Raw genomic sequence first — 24,652 nt, forward strand, 5'->3', positions numbered from 1 at the left:
TCAAATCAGTTAGATTATCAATCAATTTAGCTGCTCGTAAATGAGCGTCAAAAGCATCGCTTGCAAAATACGTGCACGTATAATATCACGTTCGGGAAGTGGCTGATGGATTGTTGTTCGATCGACAGCGGCGAGAATAAGCTTTGACTCGCGCTCTGATATAACGTCTTCCTCAATTAGTCTGTAGACGACATCCAGGGCCATTGTAAAGGAGGCTCCTGACTGGATACCCTCTAGAATATGTTCAATTAATTCTTTACGAGAATTTGCCTGCACGCGGAATATGCGTATATAACCACCGCCACCTCGCTTAGACTCAACTGCATACCCTCTTTCCGCTGTAAAACGGGTCTTAATGACGTAGTTGATCTGCGATGGTACGCATTGGAATTTTTCAGCAACTTCATTGCGCTTAATTTCAATCGTTCCACACTGTTCCTCTTCGATTATTGCCTTCAAATATCCTTCTATAATGTCGGAAATGTTTCGCATGTCCTCACCTCTTTCCTACTGGGGGAATAAGCCGTTGACTTTGACTATCTTTGACTTGATTGTACAGGACTCTCTGTTCGCACTGCAATCGATATGCACCAAGAAGGAGGGGATTCCCTTAGCATCGGCATAGTAGGTGATCTTTTAGTCTCTAAACAAAAAAATGGAGTGCAAGGCGTATAGCCTTACACTCCTTTACCCTCTATTCCACGCTAACATTCGTCAATTCTTTAACCGGCAAGAATAGTTCTCCCGTTTCTAAATACGTTACGGCAAGTTTATCGCCTGCTTGAATATAAATGGCAAGCGGCACAGTTTCAGAAGAAACGATGAAGTTACGTCCATCCTCCGCTAAAAATGAAATCAGTGTAAAGTCGCCAACGCGTTCTTTAAAGACACGCACGACAGTTACCGCCACCTTCGCCTCTTCGGCGCCTGAACTGCCATCCACACTGCTACTTCCGCGTTGAAGAGCTGTTTTATATAACTTTAACGCTTCATTTGGCGTATTTCCGTAGACCGAAATCTCCGGATTCGATGCTGATACGATGAAGTAATTTTGTAGGAATCCATTTGAATCGAGTACCGGTGTCAACCAGCTAGCTTCTCCGTAGAAGTTATACAAGACTGGCATTTCTCCCGACCATTTCTTTTCTATGAATTTCTTTTCTATGATTTGAAGTGCTCCTTGAGAATCCATATAGGACTCTTCTAGATTACCTGTATAATATGTGGCTTTACCTGTTCTCCCGTCAGTCAACGCATAGCCTAGCATCGAATCGACGCCTTCTTTCGGGCTAGTGAAATCGGTGAAGTAATACATATGGCCATCTTCATCGAAGATTGGACTGACATTCGCCTCTGTTCCTTCATCAGACGGTAGTTTAACGTCTTTCTTCCCAATGATTGAATTCCAGAAACCATGGATATAATTACCGAAATAGCTGTTCTGCAAACTGACAGCTTCAGGTGAAACAGCGCCATCAATATATTCTGGAACATCTTTTAGCGAATATTTCTTCACACTACCACTCTCAGGATCAACGACTACAATTCCCTTTACGTCAAAACCATTACGTGCGCTGATGAATTCACCGTATGAACGTATATAATGCGGCTTTCCTTCATCATCAATTTCAAGTTGTACATCTCCATAAAAGATGAGGTTCGGCATTTTCATTCGTATATGACGCTCAACTTGCTTATGGAAGAATGACGATGGCGTGTAAGCCATTTCTGCTTCCACAAATTTAGGATTATCTGCTGAATCCGTCGCGCTCATCGTGAAATAACCCGGAGTTGTATCCGCATTTAGCCATTTAAAAAAGCCAGAAAACTCAACGGGTGCAATGTAGACGAATTTACCATCTACTTTTTGAATCTGCAGACTGCCAAGTTCATAATAACTTGTATTCGGTACTTGCCCGAACGCTTTCTTCATTTTATTTCTTGCAAATTTCGGAGGGACACTTGCTGGCGTTTTCGTTTCGTCAAAAGCTGTGATTTCAACTTTCTGATCCATCTCAACCGCTTTGTATTTCTTATTGGCATTGAATAGCGGAGCACTTAAAATATAAACGCCAAACACAAGTGCGCCCAGGAACAAAATACCTTTCACTTTACGATCTTTACCGCCAGCGGAAATGGCTCCTAGAAGTGTAACGACTAGAAACGCAATCCAAAGCGACGTCCAGTTGCGATCCATATTAGTCAAATAGTAAAACAAAAATACCAAAATAGCAGAGATAATCGCTACTGTAGCTATTGCGGCACCTCTATTGAAGGCAATCGGCGATTGCGCATCATCTGTGACACGTTTCGTTTGACTGCTGAGGATAAAAGGTACGATTAATAAACTGAATACAACGCCCGTAATTATAGAAAATAATAGTAAGTTAAGCATAAAATACACCCTTTTCCATCTTGAAGATTTTTTGCTGATAGTTAGTATACGGGCTATCAGCAAAATAGTTTCATTTTTCGGATTGAAGTTGAAAAAAGTTTATCATTTTGAATACATGGGTAAACAGAGCAATAGAGGATTTTTCTTGCCCTTCTTTTTTCCTCGGTCTTACAATCCAGTAAATAAACCATTGGAGGCAATACATTTTGAATTGGTACGAGAAGTTAAATGAATACTTCCCCGTTGAAGAGATGAAGTCAAAGGAACATATGGACGCGTTGCTGTTGGACAAGAAAAGTGTCTACAAAAAAGACGAAGGACCACATCATGTGCTCATGTATGTTGAGTTCGAAAAATTCATCTTCGTAGATTATTTGTTTGTTTCCACACAATCACGCGGTATGGGACTTGGCGGTAAACTATTGACCATGTTAAAGTCCAAAAATAAACCGATCCTCCTAGAAGTTGAGCCAGTCGACTATGAAGATACAGATACAGCTAAAAGGCTTAAATTTTACTCACGCGAAGCGTTCTCACATGCACAGCGCATCGGCTATAACCGCCGCTCTCTGGCTACGGGTGAAAACACAGTGCTCGAAATTTTATACTGGTCGCCTACTGATTCAGGCGAAGAAGAAATCTACAACGCAATGACTCAGACGTACGATGAAATTCACACATACAAAGATGAAACTTTTTACGGTCAAAAGTACGACCCGACCTATAAAGTACTTGTTTTCCACACGAAGGGCAAACGCGATATTCTTCAACCTTTCGATACATCCGAATAAAAATGGACTTCCCTTTGAAATGGGAAGTCCATTTTTTATGCCTTAATCAATTCTTTCTCCAAAGGTTCCAAATCTACTTCGAATCCTAAGTCTTCCAACATTTTACGATCCCAATCGCTTTCCTGTCCAGCCGTCGTTAAATAATCTCCGATGAAAATTGAGTTTGCTGGGTATAAACCAAACGGTTGTAGACTGCGTAAATTCACTTCTCGCCCACCTGAAATCCTAATTTCTTTTGTAGGATTGATAAACCTGAACAAACACAGTACTTTCAAGCAATAACGTGGTGTTAATTCGTCCGTACCACCAAGGGGCGTGCCATCCACGGCATGTAAAAAGTTGACTGGAATTGAATCTGCGTCCATTGCGTACAGACTACGCGCCATGGAAACGACATCTTGTTTTGTCTCACGCATACCGATAATTACACCCGAACACGGTGAAATACCCGATTCCTTCACAAGATCCACCGTATTTACACGATCCTCATATGTATGGGATGTCGTAATACTTTCATGGTGCTCAGCTGAAGTATTAATGTTGTGGTTGTAGCGGTCGACGCCGGCTTCTTTCAATCGTTTTGCCTGTTCCGGTTTCAAAAGTCCGAGACATGCACAAACGGTCATATGTTCATGTTTCAACTTAATTTCTTTCACAGAATCAATAACGATTTCAAGTTCACGATTCACAGGCCCCCTACCGCTCGCCACGATACAGTAGGTTCCCGCATTCAATTCGGCCGCCCTTGCCGCACCCGCTACAATTTCTTCTTTTTTCATCATGGAATACTTTTCGATTGGCGCTGTCGAAATAATCGACTGCGCACAATACCCGCAGTTTTCCGCGCATAAGCCCGATTTCGTATTCATTATCATATTAAGTTTCACTTTATTCCCATAATACTGTTTCCGAATTGTATATGCCGCATGCAAGAGTAAGAGTAATTCCTCATCAGGACTATCCAATATGGAGAGTGCTTCCTCATCCGTTAAGACATGTCCTTCTAGAACACGTTCAGCTAAATCAGTATACTTCGTCATATTAGCGCCTCACTTTCAATACTTTATACATACGATGTCCAAACATTCCGCCAAGAACTGCAAGAATAATATCTTTCGGCAATGGTGGAACCATCCATAACCACGCCACTTTGTACGTGAACGCATCTGGAGCCGCAGCCCAGAACTTATAGGCATAATACATCCAGTTCGTACCAAATAGATAGTTCACAGACATTCCAACGAGTGCCGCGATAATATATCCATGAAGCTTTCCGTTCTTCTCAACAATTTTTCCGGCAATGAATGCAACGAAAATGAAAGAGACGATAAATCCGAATGTCGGACTGATAATCGATCCAAAACCGCCTCCGAATCTTGCAAATACGGGCGCCCCCGCAAGCCCGATGAACATGTAGACCGTCATTGCCAGCGCACCTCTGCGACTGCCAAGAATAAGTCCTGCAAGAATCGCGAAAAAGGTTTGTAATGTAATCGGTACTCCGCCAACTACCAGAAATGGTAAAAATGCTGTAATATTGGCTCCAATCATCATCAGTGCTGCGAACATGCCACTGTAGACAAGTGTTAGTGGGCTCATTACACTTTTGGTGTTTGTTTTTACTGCAACTGTTGTCATAAGTACACCCCTTAAGTTTGTGTTATCTTTAATAGAATAGTAGATAACACATTATGTGTCAACTCAATATTATTAATTGTTGACACAAATCTGCATAAAAAAAGACCGACAGCATATTTGCCATCGATCGATTTAGGATTTTTCGCCTTCATCTTTTGGAAATAAAAAGTAAGAAATGACCCCACTCACAATCATCGCACCAATTATGATAGCCAAGCGCGTTAACTCGGGCACTTCCTGGTATTCTTTCGTCAACTTCATCCAGCCGAATCCGCCGACAAGTAACATAATGGGAATGACAAATTTAAAAGCCTTCAACAAATTCACCTACTGTATAGAGTTATGGTAGTTTTATTCTACCATAATTCTACCTTATCTACGACGACGACGTCTTCCACAGCCTGGCCGTGAACCGATACCGCCTACTTGCGGACCATAGCCATCCATGCCCGGACCATAACCAGGTTGGGCGGGCAGTGTTTGACCCATAACGTCTTGTGTCGTTTCTGTGTAATAGTGACGCGGAATTTGAACGGTATGAACCCGATTCACATTAACGATCGGATGGATAAAAGGTACTTCTTGTGGAACAAATTGATCGTGACAACGATACTGCGTTGGGCATACGACCGGTTGCACCTGCCCGGCACCCATCATATTGCCTGGGCACATCTGATTGCCGTGATGCATTTGATGGCCGTGATGCATTTGATTACCGTGATGCCAATTACCTTGTTGCATCATACTATCACCTCCTCCTTCTATTAGATGTGAAAAGTAGGAGGACAAACGGGCGATAGACTCTACGGGCGGTAGCGAATATCAGATCTTTTTGATGGATAGAGTTAGAAATTCCGTTAATACCGCTTCGGCGCTTTGCGGATGCCTCTCGCTGGATAGTCTATTTAAGAAAGCGCATTTCGTTGTCGGGGATTAGAATGACAACCGTTAGTTCCATAAACCGAGAGAATGAGTTTAACAACAATATCAATACATGGAACAAAGCGGAAATTCTACTAATACCGCTTTGCGCTTTGTGGATGCCTCCCGCGATAAGCCAGAAAGGAGATCACTTTCAGTCTTATCGCTCCGGCTACCATGTAGACGCGCCTTCGCTGGATAGTCTCTATGTAGGAAAGCGCATTTCATTATCAGGGTAAAGACATGCAGCCTGTAGTGCGTCATTCTTCAATGAGTTGGTATCAAATAGTAATCACATTATAATCTCAGTCCATACATCTCAAACTCACAACCCTCTCAATAATGAACGCCCCAGCGAAGGTGCGGCAAAGGGGTAGCCGAAGCGGTAATCCAGGCTTACGGTGAGAGGCATCCCCAGAGCGCCGAAGCGTTATAGGAGGAAATCTTTATTTCAACCTATCTAATTCACCACTATTACTAATGGTCGATTAGTATAAAAATCAGAGCATTAAAAAAGCAACTTCCTCAAATTAACGGGATGTTGCTTTTCGGGTTGTCTAGCTTCAGGCGTTAGAGTAGGGTTTAGTTATTGGATTTCAATCGGGATTTCTTTATCGTCATCGAATACGTGGGGCTCTTTCCTTTTTACATCTAGTTCTTCAGGCGCATCATAAATCGGACTTCCTTCACCAATCATTTTTAACTTAGCAATGAAATCCGGATTGTGCCTAAGTTCCATTTCAGACGACTCCACAGATAAGCGTTCCATTTATATCATCCTCCTCACAATTTTAACCGTGGCGAACTACACTGGAATATAGCTATACATACAACAACATTCGATTTCTCTTTCTACCATTATACTAAATATTCAGAAATACGTAAACCTTTAAGTCTTGCATGTTTTTTTAGAGACCGCAACGGATATACTATAAATACATAGCATAGCTAAACGAGGAGGTTCCTAAATGAAAAGAATTATATTATTTGATGGCGATTGTAATTTCTGTGATGCAAGTGTGCAATTTATCATAAAGCGGGATCCTTCAGCCCATTTCCATTTCACTTCATTGCAAAGTGAAAAAGGGGTGGAACTTCGTAAACAATATGCCATTTCAGATGAGATAGACAGCCTGGTTCTAATTGAAAATGGTCGGGTTTACACGAAGTCTTCTGCCGCGCTACATATTGCGAAAAAGTTGGATGGGCTATGGCATCTGTTATTTCTATTTATACTCGTGCCGCCTATAATACGTAACGGCGTTTATGATTATTTCGCTGCGAATCGCTATAAATGGTTTGGTAAAAAAGAGGATGCCTGCATGCTGCCATCTCCCGATGAGCGCAAGCGATTTATTTGACTAACACGAAAGAGGGACCCAGACATTCTCCGGGTCCCTCTTTCGTTATTCATTTAAACCTGCAGTTCTTTATTCTCTTCAGCTGTAAATGCGCGTGACCTAGTCAGAAAACGTTTGCCTTCTACTCCTTCAAGTGAAAACATGCCTCCGCGACCCGGGACAACATCTATAATCAACTGTGTATGCTTCCAGTATTCGAACTGGTTTTTGTGCATATAAAACGGTGTTTCACCAATGTAGCCAAGAAGGACGTCCTGGTCACCCAGTATTAGTTCACCGTCCGGATAGCACATGGGGGATGAACCATCGCAGCACCCACCCGACTGATGAAACATCAGCGGTCCGTGTTTTCCCTTTAAAAACGCAATGAGTTCAAGTGCAGCGTCAGTTGCGAGGACGCGTTCCGTCGCCGTCATCCGCACTCCCTCCTTTCTTACCGCTTAAAAGAACCCTTGTTTGTTTTCGCTATAACTCACTAACATGTTCTTTGTTTGCTGATAGTGACTAAGCATCATTAAGTGGTTTTCACGTCCAACTCCCGACGCCTTGTATCCACCGAATGCAGCGTGAGCCGGATACATATGATAACAGTTCGTCCAGACACGGCCTGCTTGGATGTCGCGGCCAAAACGGTAAGCTGTGTTCATGTCGCGTGTCCAAACAGCAGAACCTAGGCCATATAGCGTATCATTCGCGATTTCAAGTGCTTCTTCTTTGGTTTTGAATGTTGTAACGGACACAACCGGCCCGAAAATTTCTTCCTGGAAAATGCGCATTTTATTGTTGCCTTTAAAGACAGTCGGTTTGACATAGTAACCGCCTTCCAAGTCGCCCTCCAACTTGTTTTGCTCCCCGCCTATTAAGCATTCTGCGCCTTCCTGTTTTCCGATATCCAGATAAGAAAGGATTTTTTCGAGCTGTTCAGTCGAGGCTTGCGCGCCCATCATGACAGTCGGGTCTAGTGGATTTCCTGTTTTAATCGCTTTTACCCGCTCAATTGCACGCTCCATAAACTTATCGTAAATCGATTCCTGGATCAAAGCACGTGAAGGACATGTACATACTTCCCCTTGGTTAAGAGCGAACATGACAAACCCTTCCACCGCTTTATCCAAGAATGCATCGTCTTCTTCCATGACATCTTCAAAGAAAATATTCGGTGATTTACCACCCAACTCAAGAGTGACAGGGATCGCATTTTGTGAAGCATACTGCATGATTAGACGTCCTGTTGTTGTCTCACCTGTAAACGCAATTTTACCAATGCGCGGGCTCGATGCAAGCGGCTTTCCTGCTTCCAAACCGAAACCATTCACGACGTTGAGAACGCCAGGCGGCAATAGATCTCCAATTAGTTCGACGAGAACGAGAATCGATGCCGGAGTCTGTTCAGCAGGCTTTAACACGACACAGTTACCTGCTGCGAGTGCCGGTGCGAGTTTCCACACGGCCATTAGAATCGGGAAGTTCCAAGGTATAATTTGTCCAACGACACCAATCGGCTCATGGAAATGGTACGCCACAGTATCATTATCAATTTGACTTACTCCGCCTTCTTGTGCCCGGATAGCACCGGCAAAATAGCGGAAATGATCGATAGCAAGTGGCAAATCCGCATTCAATGTTTCACGGACTGCCTTTCCGTTATCCCACGTTTCGGCAACAGCAAGCATTTCCAAGTTTTGCTCAATCCGATCAGCAATCTTGAGCAATATATTTGAGCGATCTGTAACTGACGTTTTACCCCATGCGTCTTTTGCAGCATGTGCCGCATCCAGCGCTAGTTCAATATCCGCTGCAGTTGAACGTGCCACTTGTGTAAATACTTTGCCCGTAACCGGCGTCACATTATCAAAGTATTCACCCTTGGCTGGCGCTGTCCATTTTCCGCCAATGTAGTTATCGTAGCGTTCCTTGAAATCCACTTTTGCACCTTTTGTGTTCGGAAATGCATAAACCTCATTTTCTACTGCTTGTACCATTTAACCATTCCTCCCCGTGAGCTGATTTTCACACGCAATGCCACTATACGTTGCAAACTTCTGCGGTATGCACTTCCACCCGAATTAAATTAGTGTATGCGCTTACACATCTTCTGGCATAAAGAATGAAGCTTGTCCTCTCATTCTGTCAGACTATACTAATTATTTCAACTACTAAACTCAAAAAATCATTCGACATGTTCATCAATTATTAGTGCCTCCGTAATAATTTGTTCATATCTACCTATTATGATTAGGTTAATCGATTAAATAGGAGGAAGATATTATGGATACAGAGAACAAAAATAAATCAGGTAAAAGATTTTTATCAACCATCGGAGCTGGCATTATCGGTTCCGTATTGACGATAGCAGTTGTTACAAATACAGACTTTCTGAAGACGAGTCAGACAGAGTCACCGCCCGCGACTACGGAAACGGCTCCATATAATGTGCAACAAACGTCTGCGACAACAACCACATCACTCTCCGACATGGTCGAAAATTCATCGGATGCAATTGTCGGGATTCTTAATTATCAAAATGCGCAAAACCCATTTTCGCAACAAACCAAAAGTACCCAAGCTGGTACCGGTTCGGGCGTTATCTATAAAATAGATGGGGACAAAGCGTTCATCGTGACAAACAACCACGTCATTGAAGGTTCAGAGAAAATCGAAGTATCACTGGAAGGCGGAGAAGTTGCGACAGCTGAGCTGATAGGTAAAGACGCGCTAAGTGATCTTGCGGTTTTGACAATCGATGCGAAGTACGCAAAAAACTCCTTGGAGTTCGGCGATTCTGACAAGCTTCGTGCTGGTGATGAAGTCATAGCAATCGGAAATCCACTCGGCCTCGACTTCTCCGGTACAGTCACACAAGGTATTGTGAGTGCGGTCGATCGTTCCATTAATGTGCAGACATCTGCCGGTGAGTGGGAAATGAACGTCATCCAAACGGACGCGGCGATTAATCCAGGGAACAGTGGTGGTGCTCTTCTGAATAGTGCCGGTGAAGTAATAGGTATTAACAGCCTAAAAATTTCCGAAAGTGGCGTTGAAGGACTTGGTTTTGCAATTCCAAGTAATGAAGTTGTCCCGTTAATCGAAGAAATGACGAAGAACGGTGAAGTTGAACGTCCTTACATCGGCATCGGACTAGCAGATTTCAAGCAAGTACCACGCACGTATTTGCAAAACCTTCCTAAGAATGTGAAAGGCGGCGTGATTGTCGCTTCAATCGATCCGCAATCGGCAGCAGGAAAAGCTGGACTGCGTGTAGAAGATGTCATAACTTCGATAAATGGTACCGAAATTCTTGGCTCGGCGGATCTGCGAAAGTTCTTGTATTCCAACCTTTCTGTCGGTGACAAGGCAACATTTACAATTTATCGGGGTGCAGAATTGAAAACGATTGAAGTTACACTTACAAGCAACGTCTCCACGGCAAATTAAAATATACGGCCATTCACCTCTCCCTTCTAGCCAAGGGAGAGGTGTTTGCAATTGCAAATTTCCCCATTTCGATTTAGGTTTAGTAGAACACAATGCGTAAGGAGGTGTATTGCAATGAAAATCTTAGTAATTGAAGACAACGAAAGTGTCTCCAAGATGATTGAGTTGTTTTTTTCAAAAGAAGGAATAGATGGTTCATTCGTAAAAAATGGTTTGGAAGGTTTTGAACTTGCAAAGCAGGACGGCTGGGATTGTCTCATCATTGACTGGATGCTCCCCGGAATGGACGGTATTTCAATTTGCCGTAAACTTCGACAGGAGGCTATTGCGACACCCATTATTATGCTGACCGCAAAAGACGGCGAATCAGACCAGGTACTCGGGCTCGAAATGGGCGCGGACGACTATGTTACGAAACCATTTAGTCCACTGGCACTCATGGCCCGCATTAAAGCCGTGACTCGGAGGTATTCGACACTACAAGAAAAACCGTTAGAAGACGGCATTGTCGAAACAGCACATTTCAAAATTAATCCAAACACACGCGAAGTTTTACGGGATGGCGTGCGAATCCAGAACCTAACTCCAAAAGAATTTGATTTGCTGATTCACTTTGCCCAACATCCAAAACAAGTCTTCTCACGCGAGCAGCTGCTCGACAATGTCTGGGGCTATGACTTTTACGGTGACGATCGAACTGTAGATGTACATATCAAGAGGCTTCGGACGAAAATCGCAACAGAAGAACTTCCTTTTTTCCATACAGTATGGGGCGTTGGTTACCGATTCGACGAAACTGCGGGTGACGTCACCAAATGAAAATCAAATACCTCTACCAGCAACTTATGAGTCACTTCAGTGTCATTGTCATCGCATTTTTACTATTAAGCTTACTGTTTTCTCATTATGTTGAGCGATTTGTATATGACAATAAAACAGAAGAACTATCTATATACGGGCAGTCTATTTTACGAGACATCAAACAGGACCAGCGAAATTCGGACCGTATTTTAAACTCATACGGAGATGTCCTGAACAGTCGCGATATCCAATATAGCTTGTTCGATGAAAAGTCAGCCATCATTTATTCAACGGGCATAAATACGCCGCTCATTAGTTTAAGTGAAGAAGAATGGCGAAACATCAAAAACGGTAAGACAATTATCGTTAAGCAAGACTTTAAACGTTTCAATGAAGCCGTTACATTCGTTCTCCTACCTTACATTCGTGGGCAGCAGTTTGTCGGTGGGATCCTATTAACATCCCCTATCAAAGGCTCTCGGGAAGTTATTTCACAGATGAATTCTTATTTGCTAATTACGACGTTTATCGCACTGGCAATTTCGCTACTTCTTAGTTGGATTTTATCGACTTTCCACGTCAGAAGGATTAAACGACTTCAATTGGCTACATCCGCGGTTGCACAAGGCGATTATTCGGTGCGGATACCGTGGTCGAATGTTGACGAAATCGGTGAACTTGCCGGGGATTTTAACGAAATGGTTGAGCAATTAGATGCTTCTATGGAAGAGATTGAAAATCTTGAGAACAGACGACGCCAGTTTATGGCTGATGTATCCCATGAATTACGGACCCCTCTTACGACAATTAGAGGCATCATCGAAGGCTTAAGAAACGATATGATACCGGAAGCCGAAAAGGTGAAAGGCCTGCAACTAGCCACGAACGAGACAATGAGACTCATTCGGCTTGTCAATGAAAACCTAGACTACGAGAAAATTCGTTCAAACCAAGTCACATTGATCAAACAAGACATCCAGCTTATTGAATTGCTGGAAATCATTCAGGATCAGCTCGAAGGTGTTGCAGCAGAAAGGAATAATAAAATTATCGTTACTGTTGAACCCGACGTGTTCGTGCATGCGGATTACGATAGACTCACACAGATATTGATCAATATTACGAAAAACAGTATCCAGTTCACCGAAAGTGGCGCTATCTACCTTCGAGGCTACACAAGCGAGGAAAATACTGTCATTGAAATTGAAGATACCGGTATCGGCATCGACCCCGAAGATATCGAGAAAATTTGGGGCAGGTTTTATAAAGCGATTGTGTCACGGACAACCAATCCATATGGTGAATTCGGCCTCGGTTTGTCGATTGTGAAGAGTTTAGTTAGGATGCACAATGGAACAATTAAGGTGACCAGCGAAAAAGGACAAGGTACAAAGTTCACTATGTCATTTCCACACCTAAACGAAAAGTAAATACTTGTTTTATTTCCCATTTCAGACTTGTTAATAGTTTGTTCATATCTATCCTGTAGGATGAATTTACATCAACTACTGGAGGAATTAATTTTGACTAAAAAAAGGAACTTATTCTTAATGGCAGTTGCCCTGCTCGCAATTATGCTTGTGGCAACGGGCTGTTCGCAAGAAGCTAAAGCAACAAAAGCTACAGATGAAACGGTAGCAACGGTCGGTGATGAAAAAATAACGAAAGATGAATTGTATGACGTACTCGTTCAATCTTCCGGAAAAGAAGCACTCGATTCTATGATTGACAAAAAAGTGATTGCACTTGAGTTGGAGAAGAAAAAGGTTAAAGTTACTGATAAAGAAGTAGAGGCGGAACTTGCGAAATACGTTGAAAGTGGTGGCGGGCAAGAGGCATTCACTACCGCACTGGAGCAAATCGGCGTGACTGAAAAACAATTTAAAGAAGACATTACAGAATTTTTGTCCATCCAAAAAGTGCTAGAACCAGGTAAAGATATAACAGACGAGAAAATTAAGGCCTACTTCGAAGAGAATAAAGCGTCTTTCCAAGTAGAAGGCGAAGCTGAACCAGTCTTGGCTGATCACAAAGAGACAATAAAATTACTTTTATCCGACCAGGAATTACAAGCTAAGTATGTCGAGTGGTTGGATAAAGCAAGATCAGCGTACGAAATCGAAAATTCGTTATCAAAAGAATAAACAATACCCCGCCTGTTGATTAACTAAAATTTAACCAGTAAATAAATTAATCAAATACCGGGTACTACGAGTACAGTTATTTTTGGATCGCTTTGGATTGAACTAACTTCTATACCATTATCGAGATGTCTTAATAAATACGGAATGGTCACATCACCACGGTAACTTCGACATCGAAGAAGACGCACTCGCTACTAGCGCTGAACCGTACGCACAGTATGCCTAGGCTTACTCGAATAAATGATGGGAGAACGGCAAAGTCTAATCGGCTTTTCCGTTCTTTTTTGCATACCTGTAATAAAATAGCTTCAGTTAACCATAGAGTCAATGTGATATGATTAAACTAATTATTCCAACTAGATTAAAAGAGGTGTTGCTATGAACTTCATTGCCTGGACAATTGTGGCATGTGAAATTGGTTTCTGGGTCGTTATTGCTCTCGGACTCATCACACGCTATATTTTCAAACGCGAAAAGCTTGGGTTCTTCTTTCTGGCCCTAACGCCTGTAATCGACTTGATTTTACTAATAGTCACGGCAACTGATCTTTATAATGGAGCAACTGCGACGCAAGTGCACGCCATAGCGGCCATATACCTCGGTTCATCCATTGCGTTCGGTAAAAGCATGATTCGCTGGGCTGATGAACGCTTTCGTTATTATGTTCAAAAAACAGGTGCAAAACCGCCGCGTAAAATCGGCTATGAACATGCTCGTCACTCGATGAAGGGTTCAATGCAGCATCTGCTTGCGTATATCATTGGCGGTGCTTTCCTGATTGCCATGATTTATTTTATCAGCGACCCGGCGAGAACCGAAATACTGTCCGCAACATTAAATACATGGGGGCTTGTACTAGGCATTGACTTTGTAATTTCTATTACGTATTTCATCTGGCCACGGAAAGCGGCAACGAAATGAACGCATGAAAAAAGCCAACCTGTAGTGAGGTCTGGCTTTTTTTTGTATTAACTTTAATCTTCTTCACCCATTAGCAGATTCCTTCTGTTTAAGCTTCAGTGCATGTAACCCGATAAAGACCAGGATAAGGATCATCGAAATTAGGGATCCACCTCCAAGCTTCCACCCCTCACTTAAAGATGTAAAGTTGAGGACAAATTCCGGACCGAAAAGAAGTATCGGAATGATGATGACAATCCATGATTTCAGAAAGACCGCCCCGACAATAAAGACGAGTAGACACACTGCGACGAAAAACTTATTCATACCTATTGTAGCAATGTATAATGGTTCAAAAAGAATCGCACTTATCAATGCAACAGCGATGAATAGAGAATTTACAACGATTACTGCTACGAGCACGGGAACTATATTTCTCTTACCGTTCAGTTCTTTTTTCGCTACATTTCTGAACAGTACCCAGTAGACAATAAGTGAGAGGATAACAACAATCGGTATGCCAATCAACTGAATAATATCCAGCTCAAATCTGTTATTTAGTGCTGAGCCCATTACAGAATAGGCGATAATCAAAATACTTAAAATTGGAATGAACTTCAGCCAAGATGCATAATCATTCGTCATTTCTCTTTCAAGCGACTTCATATACACAGCCGGTGATCCAGCTGTAATGCTGTCCACATCCTTTCCGCGACGTTCGAGCTCAGCTAGATGATCTTCGAGTTCCCCTGCCACCTCTTCAATCTCAGCCTCATTTTTACCGGATGTTATTAAATATAATCGAACATTCTTTACAAACTCATCACTTCTCTTTGATAACTTCATGTTGCTCCCCCTCCTCCATTAATAAATTCACGCCCATTGAAAGCTCATGCCATCGTTCTTTGAAATCATCAATATCGGCGCTACCCGCTTCCGTTAGTGAGTAATATTTACGTTTAGGTCCGTTTGGAGAGGGACGCATAACTGTCGATACAAGCCCATCTTTCTGCATTCTCATAAGGACCGGATAAATACTCCCTTCACTCACCATCGTTAACCCATACTTCTGCAACTCTTCAATCATCTCGTATCCGTACGTCTCCCCTTTGCTTATAATTGCGAGAAGACAGCCCTCCAATATACCTTTTAACATTTGACTCGATGAAGCCATCTATCTCCTCTCCTTTTCACTACCTTGTATAACACCTTAGCATGCACATTTTTATATGTCCACTACTTTGTATAACACGTTAGTGTTTTTTTGGTATTCAAATGGAGAGGGCGCTTGCTTTTAAATTGAACGCACCAAAAAGCCGACCCATTAATGAACTGCCCCCCAATTGTTAGACATCATCTAACAATTGGAAGAGCAACTCATCGCAGGTCGGCTTTTATATGATTAATCGATATTGCAATAGCTGCAAACAACTTCGGCAACCGATTTCGCGGAAACAATAAGGGCATCTTCATCAATTTCAAACTTCGGATGATGATTCATGAATGCTCTATCTACCCCTTTTGGCTTACAACCGATATTAAAGAAAACGCCAGGTACTTTTTCCAAGTAATACGAAAAGTCTTCCGATCCCGAGAACACTGGGAACTCCACTACTTCCTTGATATCCGGGTCATTTGAATTCTCAAGAATAGAAACAACCTCCGCGGTTACCGTCGGATCATTGTAGAGTGCGGGATAATCAGCCGTATACGTCAAGTCACACTTCACGTCGAACTCCACCTCAATGCCGCTTACAATGCGATGAATTTCCCTGGAAATCAACTCCTGCGTTTCTCCGTTCATATAACGCACATCGCCTTCAAGTTCGATACTGTCCTTGATGACATTGAATGAACCTTTCCCGTCAAACGAACCGATTGTAACAACACCCATTTCAAATGGATTCAAACGCCTGCTGACAATGGTCTGGATAGCTGTTACGAAATGGGCACCCGCAACGATAGGATCATTCGCGTGATGCGGAGAAGAACCATGCCCCCCACTTCCTTGAATCACTAGCTTGAAATACGTTCTTCCCGCCATTGAATAGCCACTTCGATAACCGACCGTTCCCGATGGATGGGTTGGAAATAGGTGCGTACCGAAAACCAAATCCAAATCGTCAAGCACACCTGATTCGACGATACTCTTCGCTCCGCCCGGCGGTGTTTCTTCCGCATGTTGGTGAATAATTTTAATCGTACCGGCAATGGATGATTTCATTTGAATAAGGCAGTCTGCAAGAATTAACATATAGGCAGTATGTCCGTCGTGACCACACGCGTGCATGACACCCTCATTTTTCGATTTGAACGGCACGTCAGCCTCTTCATGAATGGGCAGTGCGTCAAAATCGGCACGGAGCCCGATTGTCTTACCAGGCTTGTCTCCTTTAATGGTTACGATAATCCCATATCCATTGCCAACATTCGTCTGAACCTCTACATTTTTTCCTTTATAAAAATCAGCGATATATTGTGCAGTTTTTTCTTCTTTGAAAGACAGTTCAGGATTCTCATGTAAATGGCGGCGAATCGCTACCATCTCGTCTTTACGACTATCAAGCAGATCCAATAATTGACGTTTTGTTTGAATTCCTTCTTGCACGCTTTGACTCATTTGTGTCATTCCTCCTTGTTTTTCAATAAAACCAATACATGCATTGTCTCATACCAATGTTAGTTGTTCATCCTCATTTATTTTACTGCTTTCTTACTTTTTAACTTTTCAAGTAGTATGCAACCGACAACTGTCCCCAAAATGCAAAGGAACGTTTTCAATGAAGCCGGCACCGGACCCAAATTAACCAGAAGTCCAAAAGCCAACCCAACGATGCCCCATAGCGGTTTCTTAATGGCAAATTGAGCAATAACTCCACCGAATATGGCCGGCAAGACAAACTGGAAACTGGCGGTTAATGATTCCGGTAACAATGCAATTAGATATGAACCGAATAGGATGGCGAACACGAGAACAACCGTATTAACGATAGAAGCAGCCGCTATAGCGAGCGTCGCTGTCACTTCCCCTTTTTTCGTGCCAGGTTCCGCACCGACTACACTTTGAGCGATCGACGCGCTCGGCAAGCACATATTTCCTATGTTACCTGTCAGAAATGCGAGATAGGTGCCTGAAACGCCTAAAACCGGATAATAACTAATGGGTTCAACAAACCACAAAACCGCAACAATGGATGCATAGGCAAGGAACCCTGACAAAATCGGGGACCATCCCGGATGAAAATTAAGACCGAATGATAGATATAAAGGCAAAGCGAGCGTTAATGCAATAACGCTCCAAATCGTCAAACGTCCCCAAAAATGCGACTTAGCATGAAATGTTGCAAAATCGATTGCCCCACCTGTTTCATTCGTCTGTATAGCCTCTTGTAACACCACTTCCGTTTTTGCTTCGTTCACAATTGCCATGCTCGTTCTCCCGCCTTCCTCGTTACATTAATAAAAGCCCCACCGATATACCGACGACAATAACTAATCCGAGTGACCATTCTCTTAACCAGCTCAATTTAAACCTATTAGAAGCCCATATGATAATCGGCATGATAAGAAATGCAATGATAAATACCACTGTCTCATTAAGTCCTTTCACCATTTGACCTGCCCCAAAATAACCGAAAGCACCAATCATCGCCGCAGTCGAAACAACACTTAACATTTGAATGTTTTTTCCATTTCCAGCGATTTTCTCTTGAAATTTTCCCAGTGATTTCGTGAATAGTGCTGTAACTAATAGCCAGCCCATACCACCGAGACACATGACCCAGACCGCTGTTGTAAATGCTTTTTCAGTAAAAGTCGACGAACCCAGTTCCGATCCGGCCGCCTGCGCTCCCAAGCTCGCCCCAACAGTTTCAATCGGTGCAGATCCGACGATTCCAATTCGCATGAGCGTCACCGGATTTCCAAGAAAGGTTATCAAGGAAATTGCTACAATAACAATCGCAAAAGATGGCCCTAACGAACTAATTGCTCCCGTCCGCACTACCGATTTCACCTCTTGGTTTGTCAACCCAACAGCAGGCGCTGTTTTTGAAGCGAGCCTGATAAAGACAATTGCTTGAAAGATAACAATCCCAATAACGAGCGATGCAATCAGCCAAATCGGGAAACTGTTTGCCAAATTCATTACTTGTTCCATCTGTTTTCCTCCTCATTTTTTCTAGTCACTACCCCAGGTTTTCAAAGCAGTATAAAATATACCTTTATAAAGCGCTTTCATTTTTTAGAATCTTTAATCTTTTCATTTTATGTTCCCTACTATACACTGAGAGTAGATTGATAACAATAGAGGTTTATACATAATTTCATTTATATTTATGGATATATCTACACTTTGATGTTTTGGGGGAGTCTCATATGACTAAAAGCAACATGGATAATCCTATATTACATGGGAAGCTTAGGGACGTTGAACTTACAATTTTGGTCGATAGCATCCGTTCTATTACTTCAAGCTTAGACCTTGATGAAGTTTTGCAAAAGATTATGCGGAATGCACTTAAGGTGATTCCAGCTACAGGTGCGGGTTATTTAATGCTGTATGACGAAGAATCAGAGCGGTTAATCCCAAAAGCGCTAATCGGATTTAGCGATAATATTTACAATTTCAAAGTAAAAATTGGAGAATCCATTACAGGGAAAGTATTTGAGGATGGAATAGGTCGGATATTCAATTCTAAGGAAGAAATATTCGAGGCAATGAATCATAATGGTGTTTCCCAAAAAAACTATGATCATATCACATCATCCGCAAGCTTTCCTGAAGCCCTTATTTGCGTTCCTATTTCTATCGAAAATAAAAGGATTGGAATCATGATCACCCACCAACGACATCTAAAAAAAGTGTTGGATGAACATGACCTTCTTTTATTGCAAGCGTTTGCCGAACAAGCTGCTATCGCTATTCAAAATGCACAGTATTTTTCAGAAGCGACTCAGCAGATTGATACAATTACACAACTGAGTGCACAGCTTGAGGAGCATAACAACCAACTTCAAAAAAGACACGAAGTACATGAGGCGTTAACGACTATTTCATTAGAGAATAATGGCCTGGAGGCAATCATACACAAATTCAACCAATTGATTGATTCACCCGTCAACTTTTTCAACGTTATCGAAGACAAATTCTATTTGTACAATCTTAATGAAACACCCAATTACGATCCTTTCGAACTTAAAAAAATCTTTTCAAACAGAAGGAAACCAATTCACTTAAAGGAGGATTCCCCTTTTGCAACAACCCATTATTTGCACCCTATTCATAATGGCTCCATCTTTCTTGGTTGTTTCATAATTGACGTTGACGAGAATATATCCGAACCGGATCGGATTGTGCTCGAACAGGGAAGTTCCATTTTAGCTTTAGAGTTAATCAAAAATCAAACTGCCACTGAATACTTTTATAAAAAGACACACGAACAATTCCTGGCACTGCTTAACGCTCAAAACGCTGAACACCTTGACGCGCTCGCACAGAACTTCAACCTAAACGCTACTTCCCATTGGTTCATGACAATTTTTGAAATACCAAATTACTCGGATTTACAGCTACTAGAAATCAAGATCCACCACTTAATTCTAAAATTAAAGAGCGAATTGCCCATGACAGGAACAATGATTTACGGATTACAAAACCGAGTCATCTTCTTTGCTTCCTTAACCAATCCGGATTATTTCTCTAATTTTCACCAGAAATTCCAAGCTATCAAACAAGAGTGGGACACAAGGGGTAAACCTTCTTTCCGTGCAGGCACTAGTGCAATTTATAATGGCTTGCACGCCACAAAAAAAATGTATGAAGAAGCCAATAAAACACTGACCTACCTGGCCTCACGTAACCACCTGGATATAATTCGTTATGAAGACATCGGATTGAACAAGCTTTTTTTAAACCAATCGCCTGAGGAGATCCGACAATTTGTCATTGAAGTCTTTCTTCCCCTAACGAACGCGAACGAACACAAAACTGAGTTGGAGGAAACCTTACTTTCCTATTTCGAATCAAACCGGTCTGCTACAAAAACGGCCGAGAAACTACATATTCACATCAACACACTGTACCAACGCATACGAAAAATCGAACATTTACTGCAACTGGACTTAAACAACAATGAGGACTCTTTGAAGATTCACCTAGCCTGTCATTTGCGAACGACTTACTTATGAATTTAACATTAGGATACGAGAATATACCGACCGGATATTTGGTCGGTCACCCCTCCAGATGAAAACAAAAGAATTTTCAAACACAAAAAAGCCGACCTATTAATGAACTACACCACCTAATATTTGGAGTGTAGTTCATCGAAGGTCGGCTTTTTGTATTATGCGTTCATGCTTTTCATCGCTTCTCCAACTTGCACCGTTCGTCTCGCTTGATGAGCAACTGCCGCTTTGATCGCCGCTTCGCCATCCACCATTTTTCCGTCTTGGTCGACGGTTACGCTTGTTCCATATGGGTTTCCGCCAGCTCCGTAGGCAACTGCATCCGTGTAACCAGGCGCCGCAACAATTGCTCCCCAGTGGTACATCGTCGTGTATAGTGACAGAATTGTCGCCTCCTGGCCACCGTGCGGGTTTTGTGCGGAAGACATTGCGCTTACTGCTTTATTGGCAAGCTTGCCTTGTGCCCACAAACCGCCTGTCGTATCGAAGAAGTTCTTCATTTGACCCGGCATGTTACCGAAACGTGTCGGTACGCTAAAAATAATTGCATCCGCCCAGGCAAGGTCTTCTGGCGTAGCAACTGGAACATCTTTTGTCGCTTCAACATGCGCTTTCCACCCAGGATTTGAATCGATTACGGCTTGTGGCGCTGTCTCCGGAGCTTTTATCACTTTCACTTCAGATCCTGCTTCTTTTGCTGCTTCTGCTGCCCATTGCGCCAATTGGTAGTTCGTACCACCCATGCTATAGTATACGATTGCCGTTTTCGTCATAGTTACCGTCTCCTCTGTCGTTATTGTAGTTGGCTTTTTCGAATAACATGTCTAAAAAACCCATTTCAAAAGCCTCATTTCATTTGCACAAAAGCTCTTTTATACCATTCCACCGCTGCATCCACTTCTGTGTGCGTCAGCGAATGGTCGTTCATCTCCCAATGGACTTCCGTCGCTGCACCCGCTCCCGCCAACAGTTCATCCAGTTCTTCTGATTCCTTTGCAGGACAAATCGGATCGTTTTTTCCGGCGGTGATGAATACCGGAATGCCAGTTAAGTCAGGCAAATTAATGCCCCGTCTCGGAACCATCGGGTGGTGAAGAATTGCACCTCTCAAAGAATCGGCATAATGGAACAGCAGGCTTGCCGCGATGTTTGCTCCATTCGAATAACCAACTGCGATGACATTTAACCTATCAAAACCATTTTCCTTTGCAGCTTTGTCAATAAAATCATGCAATTCATTCGTACGGTAGATTAAATCTTGCTCATCAAATACACCTTCTGCTAACCTACGGAAGAAACGGGGCATGCCGTTTTCAAGGACATTCCCTCGAACGCCAAGTACCCCTGCATTCGGGTCGATTGACTCTGCAAGTCCGAGTAAATTCTGTTCCGTACCTCCCGTGCCGTGCAACAAAAGCAGGACTGGTTTAGATGAATCTTCCCCAGGCTTATAGATATGCTTCAAAATCCACCACTCCTTCCACCATGTACACCGCTGATTTTCAAGCAAAAAAAAACAGGAAAGCCTATTAAGCTTTCCCATTCACTTGTTTTCTATTCAGCTGAATTCTTACAGTACCTTACTCAAAAATGCTTGCGTCCTTACTTCTTGAGGGTTTCCGAAAATTTCTTCAGGTATATTTTCTTCTACGATATAACCGCCGTCCATGAAAATGACACGATCTCCTACTTCACGCGCAAAGCCCATCTCATGCGTTACAACAATCATCGTCATACCTTCCAAAGCAAGTTGTTTCATAACTGCGAGTACGTCGCCAACCACTTCAGGATCGAGCGCAGAAGTTGGTTCATCGAACAGCATGATTTTGGGATCCATTGCAAGCGCCCTAGCAATTGCCACACGTTGCTTTTGACCACCTGAAAGCTCGCCTGGATACGTCTGCGCCTTATCGGACAGACCAACTTTCGCCAATAACTCTAATGCTTTCTTTTCAATCGATTTCTTATCACCTTTACCCAGTTTCATGGGGGCAAGCATGATATTTTGAAGCGTTGTCATATGAGGGAACAAGTTAAATTGCTGGAATACCATACCGACGTTTTCACGTATTTTATTGATATCTTGCTTCGAATCTGTGATATCTAATCCATCAATGACAACACGACCCGCAGTGATGTCTTCCAGACGATTCAAACAGCGTAAAAATGTACTTTTTCCAGAACCAGAAGGACCGATAACGCAGACCACTTCACGTTCCTTTATCTCAACATTGATATCTTTCAGTACTTCAAGGTCACCGAATGATTTCTTTAAGTTTGTTACTTGGATAATAGTCATCTAAGCACAAACCTCCTTTCGAAGAAGCTGGCAAGCAGCGACAACAGATAGATGATGATGAAGTATATGATACCAACTGTCAGCCAGATTTCAAAGTGCATGAACGTAGCACTTGCCTGTACTTTCCCTTTCTGTACAATATCTGCAATTCCTATAATGGACAGAAGTGAAGTATCTTTGAAACTGATAATAGACTGATTCGTAATAGTCGGCAACATTCTTCTGAAAGCTTGCGGTAACACAACAGAACGCATCGTTTGCGTTTGTGTGAGACCGAGAGACCTTGCTGCTTCCGTCTGCCCTTTGTCGATTGACTGAATGCCCGCGCGAATAATTTCAGAGAAGTAGGCACCCGCATTCAATGCGACGGATGAACAGACACCATAAGATTACCGAAAAAATAAGTAGGGATGCGACGAAGTCGCATACCTACTTATTTAGACCTCTCGATAAGCGTATAGAAGTTGTTCAATTCAAAGCAATCCAAATGAAATTCTGCAAGTAGTGCCCAGTATGTGTGCACGTTATTTACTGGCTATTTTTAGTTAATCAACGGGCATGTGTTTACTATTCAAAATTAGATATTCGCCAGTATTGCCATGCCGTTACACCCGACATCCAAGCAAGACCTTTACTCTCGGCCTGATGAATCGGTGCCCACGTTTCCCCTTCACCGCGAATCAAATAGATTTCATGATTGGGTGCCTGATCGTGATAGCCACATAAGTCATACATACCATCCCGCCGCATAACGGCACGTACTTCATAATCGATATCAGGAGCTGTCGTTAAAGGATTGCCTACAGCATGGGTAAGATGGAATCCGGACTCGCCTTTCTTGTGGTCTGTACGCTCCAATGAAATCCCTTCGCTAGACGCTGTTTCCTGTTCTCGAAAGCGCTTCAAAACAGAATAAGCAACCGAAGGACCCACATCCCTCGTGAACGTTAGCGGAGAGTCCTTGAGATTGTACTCGAGGTCGATGTCCACACGGGTACGATAGCTATCCCCATTTGGGTCAAACCCTCTGTCATCCCCCTTGAAATACCGATTCCGTGATAACAGGTTTGGATTCATCACCCATTCGTCTTCCAGAAAAGTCGTATATCTAAAATGCCACTTATCCGCGTTTGGTAACTGCACTCGATCTTGGACGGGGAGTAGCAGTTTATTCGCCTCGCCTATTACTTTTACTACCGAAAACCTTTCAACCGCCGCTTCTTCCTTCGACGACTTCGGATTCACTAACCCGAAAGCAGAGGAAACAACGGACTGAAAGACATTAAACCGTTCTTCCGATTTCACGAGTGGTCGCTTGGACTCGATGGAATATACATAAACTTCATCCAACGAAAAGTCCCGGTCGATATAGCGATTTCCCTTTACCGTCGCCATGTATGTTCCATTTCGGTAAACGTCATATTCGTCTACATCTTTAATTCTTTCCCAAGAAAGCGCAATTTGCGTTTTTGCAACGATGGTTGTCATAATAAGGAATTGGAGTGGATTTTCTAGTTCCTTCTCTTCAGCAAAAGCAGGCGTTTGCAATACAATAACGTCGACAACATTTCCATCTTCGACTCGTTCAATGGAATAATTATATAGTTTGCCATGTTTGAAATCACCGTCGCTAAATTCAGGCACGGTTCCTTCATATAAATGGCATCCGTCTTTATAGACATTATAGGTCCCACCTACATCATTCCATGTGAAATAAATCAAATCTGGCTTATGCAACACGGATTGTATCTCAAATGCTTTCTTTTTCATAAACACGC

General features: G+C 42.6%; 26 protein-coding genes and 1 pseudogene. 8 read left to right on the forward strand and 19 right to left on the reverse strand.

The window, feature by feature from the left end; translation table 11 throughout:
- Nucleotides 1-21 precede the first annotated feature (21 nt).
- Together AC25Y6_RS00655 and AC25Y6_RS00660 are read right to left on the reverse strand one after the other, a co-directional pair.
- Complete coding sequence (locus tag AC25Y6_RS00655; RefSeq protein ID WP_482101619.1) at nucleotides 22-492, reverse strand: CtsR family transcriptional regulator; 471 nt, start codon at nucleotides 490-492, stop codon at nucleotides 22-24.
- A 202-nt stretch (nucleotides 493-694) separates the two neighbouring features.
- The gene (locus AC25Y6_RS00660; RefSeq protein ID WP_488141737.1) at nucleotides 695-2,395 is read right to left on the reverse strand and encodes a hypothetical protein; all 1,701 of its coding nucleotides are present in this window, start codon (nucleotides 2,393-2,395) and stop codon (nucleotides 695-697) included.
- Nucleotides 2,396-2,601: 206 nt separating this feature from the next.
- Between AC25Y6_RS00660 and AC25Y6_RS00665 the strand changes: the two genes are divergently transcribed.
- A complete protein-coding gene (locus AC25Y6_RS00665) occupies nucleotides 2,602-3,186 on the forward strand; it encodes a GNAT family N-acetyltransferase (RefSeq protein WP_488141738.1) in 585 nt (194 codons plus the stop codon).
- A 35-nt stretch (nucleotides 3,187-3,221) separates the two neighbouring features.
- On the opposite strand, the gene bioB is transcribed toward AC25Y6_RS00665, so the two are convergent.
- The 5 genes from bioB to AC25Y6_RS00690 form a co-directional block, all read right to left on the reverse strand.
- A complete protein-coding gene (gene bioB, locus AC25Y6_RS00670; protein WP_488141739.1) occupies nucleotides 3,222-4,226 on the reverse strand; it encodes a biotin synthase BioB in 1,005 nt (334 codons plus the stop codon).
- Nucleotide 4,227: 1 nt separating this feature from the next.
- Nucleotides 4,228-4,824, reverse strand: a complete 597-nt coding sequence (locus AC25Y6_RS00675) for a biotin transporter BioY (RefSeq protein WP_488141740.1) — start codon at nucleotides 4,822-4,824, stop codon at nucleotides 4,228-4,230.
- Between the two features lie 132 nt (nucleotides 4,825-4,956).
- A complete protein-coding gene (locus tag AC25Y6_RS00680) occupies nucleotides 4,957-5,142 on the reverse strand; it encodes a histidine kinase (protein WP_482101624.1) in 186 nt (61 codons plus the stop codon).
- Between the two features lie 54 nt (nucleotides 5,143-5,196).
- Nucleotides 5,197-5,613, reverse strand: coding sequence for a hypothetical protein (locus AC25Y6_RS00685; protein WP_488141741.1), 417 nt, complete (start codon nucleotides 5,611-5,613; stop codon nucleotides 5,197-5,199).
- Between the two features lie 718 nt (nucleotides 5,614-6,331).
- The gene (locus AC25Y6_RS00690) at nucleotides 6,332-6,514 is read right to left on the reverse strand and encodes a hypothetical protein (protein ID WP_488141742.1); all 183 of its coding nucleotides are present in this window, start codon (nucleotides 6,512-6,514) and stop codon (nucleotides 6,332-6,334) included.
- Nucleotides 6,515-6,713: 199 nt separating this feature from the next.
- Here AC25Y6_RS00690 and AC25Y6_RS00695 point away from each other — a divergent pair, with 199 nt between their 5' ends.
- On the forward strand, nucleotides 6,714-7,106 hold the full coding sequence (locus tag AC25Y6_RS00695; RefSeq protein WP_482101628.1) for a thiol-disulfide oxidoreductase DCC family protein: 393 nt from the start codon (nucleotides 6,714-6,716) through the stop codon (nucleotides 7,104-7,106).
- A 53-nt stretch (nucleotides 7,107-7,159) separates the two neighbouring features.
- On the opposite strand, the gene AC25Y6_RS00700 is transcribed toward AC25Y6_RS00695, so the two are convergent.
- Together AC25Y6_RS00700 and adh are read right to left on the reverse strand one after the other, a co-directional pair.
- On the reverse strand, nucleotides 7,160-7,522 hold the full coding sequence (locus AC25Y6_RS00700; RefSeq protein WP_482101629.1) for a DUF779 domain-containing protein: 363 nt from the start codon (nucleotides 7,520-7,522) through the stop codon (nucleotides 7,160-7,162).
- A 24-nt stretch (nucleotides 7,523-7,546) separates the two neighbouring features.
- Nucleotides 7,547-9,088, reverse strand: coding sequence for an aldehyde dehydrogenase (adh, locus tag AC25Y6_RS00705; RefSeq protein ID WP_488141743.1), 1,542 nt, complete (start codon nucleotides 9,086-9,088; stop codon nucleotides 7,547-7,549).
- 286 nt (nucleotides 9,089-9,374) lie between these two features.
- Here adh and AC25Y6_RS00710 point away from each other — a divergent pair, with 286 nt between their 5' ends.
- The 5 genes from AC25Y6_RS00710 to AC25Y6_RS00730 all read left to right on the forward strand — a co-directional run bounded on the left by AC25Y6_RS00710 (nucleotide 9,375) and on the right by AC25Y6_RS00730 (nucleotide 14,407).
- Nucleotides 9,375-10,541, forward strand: coding sequence for a S1C family serine protease (locus tag AC25Y6_RS00710; protein WP_488141744.1), 1,167 nt, complete (start codon nucleotides 9,375-9,377; stop codon nucleotides 10,539-10,541).
- Between the two features lie 114 nt (nucleotides 10,542-10,655).
- Nucleotides 10,656-11,360 carry a winged helix-turn-helix domain-containing protein gene (locus tag AC25Y6_RS00715; RefSeq protein WP_488141745.1) on the forward strand — a complete coding sequence of 235 codons (705 nt, stop codon included), beginning with the start codon at nucleotides 10,656-10,658 and terminating at the stop codon, nucleotides 11,358-11,360.
- Nucleotides 11,357-12,772, forward strand: a complete 1,416-nt coding sequence (locus AC25Y6_RS00720) for a sensor histidine kinase (protein ID WP_488141746.1) — start codon at nucleotides 11,357-11,359, stop codon at nucleotides 12,770-12,772. Before AC25Y6_RS00715 ends, AC25Y6_RS00720 begins: the two co-directional genes overlap by 4 nt.
- Nucleotides 12,773-12,865: 93 nt before the next feature.
- Nucleotides 12,866-13,486 (forward strand): SurA N-terminal domain-containing protein, encoded by a 621-nt coding sequence (locus AC25Y6_RS00725; protein ID WP_488141747.1) that lies wholly within the window; start codon nucleotides 12,866-12,868, stop codon nucleotides 13,484-13,486.
- A 378-nt stretch (nucleotides 13,487-13,864) separates the two neighbouring features.
- Nucleotides 13,865-14,407, forward strand: coding sequence for a hypothetical protein (locus AC25Y6_RS00730; RefSeq protein WP_488141748.1), 543 nt, complete (start codon nucleotides 13,865-13,867; stop codon nucleotides 14,405-14,407).
- A 63-nt stretch (nucleotides 14,408-14,470) separates the two neighbouring features.
- On the opposite strand, the gene AC25Y6_RS00735 is transcribed toward AC25Y6_RS00730, so the two are convergent.
- From AC25Y6_RS00735 to AC25Y6_RS00755, 5 genes are all read right to left on the reverse strand, one after another.
- On the reverse strand, nucleotides 14,471-15,232 hold the full coding sequence (locus AC25Y6_RS00735) for an HAAS domain-containing protein (RefSeq protein ID WP_482101642.1): 762 nt from the start codon (nucleotides 15,230-15,232) through the stop codon (nucleotides 14,471-14,473).
- Nucleotides 15,210-15,560, reverse strand: coding sequence for a PadR family transcriptional regulator (locus AC25Y6_RS00740; RefSeq protein WP_482101643.1), 351 nt, complete (start codon nucleotides 15,558-15,560; stop codon nucleotides 15,210-15,212). The genes AC25Y6_RS00735 and AC25Y6_RS00740 overlap by 23 nt, the downstream gene beginning before the upstream one ends.
- 228 nt (nucleotides 15,561-15,788) lie before the next feature.
- Entirely contained in the window at nucleotides 15,789-17,006 is a 1,218-nt protein-coding gene (locus tag AC25Y6_RS00745; protein WP_488141749.1) for a M20 family metallopeptidase, read from the reverse strand.
- 77 nt (nucleotides 17,007-17,083) lie between these two features.
- Complete coding sequence (locus AC25Y6_RS00750) at nucleotides 17,084-17,815, reverse strand: small-conductance mechanosensitive channel (RefSeq protein ID WP_488141750.1); 732 nt, start codon at nucleotides 17,813-17,815, stop codon at nucleotides 17,084-17,086.
- A 22-nt stretch (nucleotides 17,816-17,837) separates the two neighbouring features.
- Entirely contained in the window at nucleotides 17,838-18,545 is a 708-nt protein-coding gene (locus AC25Y6_RS00755; protein ID WP_488141751.1) for a DUF5058 family protein, read from the reverse strand.
- Between the two features lie 218 nt (nucleotides 18,546-18,763).
- Here AC25Y6_RS00755 and AC25Y6_RS00760 point away from each other — a divergent pair, with 218 nt between their 5' ends.
- Nucleotides 18,764-20,575 carry a helix-turn-helix domain-containing protein gene (locus AC25Y6_RS00760; protein ID WP_488141752.1) on the forward strand — a complete coding sequence of 604 codons (1,812 nt, stop codon included), beginning with the start codon at nucleotides 18,764-18,766 and terminating at the stop codon, nucleotides 20,573-20,575.
- A gap of 158 nt (nucleotides 20,576-20,733) precedes the next feature.
- Here the strand turns inward: AC25Y6_RS00760 and wrbA are convergent, their stop codons facing one another.
- The 5 genes and pseudogenes from wrbA to AC25Y6_RS00785 all read right to left on the reverse strand — a co-directional run bounded on the left by wrbA (nucleotide 20,734) and on the right by AC25Y6_RS00785 (nucleotide 24,644).
- Nucleotides 20,734-21,348, reverse strand: coding sequence for an NAD(P)H:quinone oxidoreductase (wrbA, locus tag AC25Y6_RS00765; RefSeq protein WP_482104758.1), 615 nt, complete (start codon nucleotides 21,346-21,348; stop codon nucleotides 20,734-20,736).
- A gap of 74 nt (nucleotides 21,349-21,422) precedes the next feature.
- Nucleotides 21,423-22,040 carry an alpha/beta hydrolase gene (locus tag AC25Y6_RS00770; protein WP_482101649.1) on the reverse strand — a complete coding sequence of 206 codons (618 nt, stop codon included), beginning with the start codon at nucleotides 22,038-22,040 and terminating at the stop codon, nucleotides 21,423-21,425.
- Nucleotides 22,041-22,145: 105 nt separating this feature from the next.
- A complete protein-coding gene (locus tag AC25Y6_RS00775) occupies nucleotides 22,146-22,874 on the reverse strand; it encodes an amino acid ABC transporter ATP-binding protein (protein ID WP_482101650.1) in 729 nt (242 codons plus the stop codon).
- Nucleotides 22,871-23,245 (reverse strand): annotated as a pseudogene (locus AC25Y6_RS00780) (amino acid ABC transporter permease); the annotation flags it as partial. The pseudogene AC25Y6_RS00780 and the gene AC25Y6_RS00775, both read right to left, overlap by 4 nt.
- A 196-nt stretch (nucleotides 23,246-23,441) precedes the next feature.
- Nucleotides 23,442-24,644 (reverse strand): DUF3238 domain-containing protein, encoded by a 1,203-nt coding sequence (locus AC25Y6_RS00785; RefSeq protein ID WP_488141753.1) that lies wholly within the window; start codon nucleotides 24,642-24,644, stop codon nucleotides 23,442-23,444.
- Between the last annotated feature and the right edge of the window lie 8 nt (nucleotides 24,645-24,652).

This window comes from Sporosarcina sp. Y1004 (genome assembly GCF_057669665.1).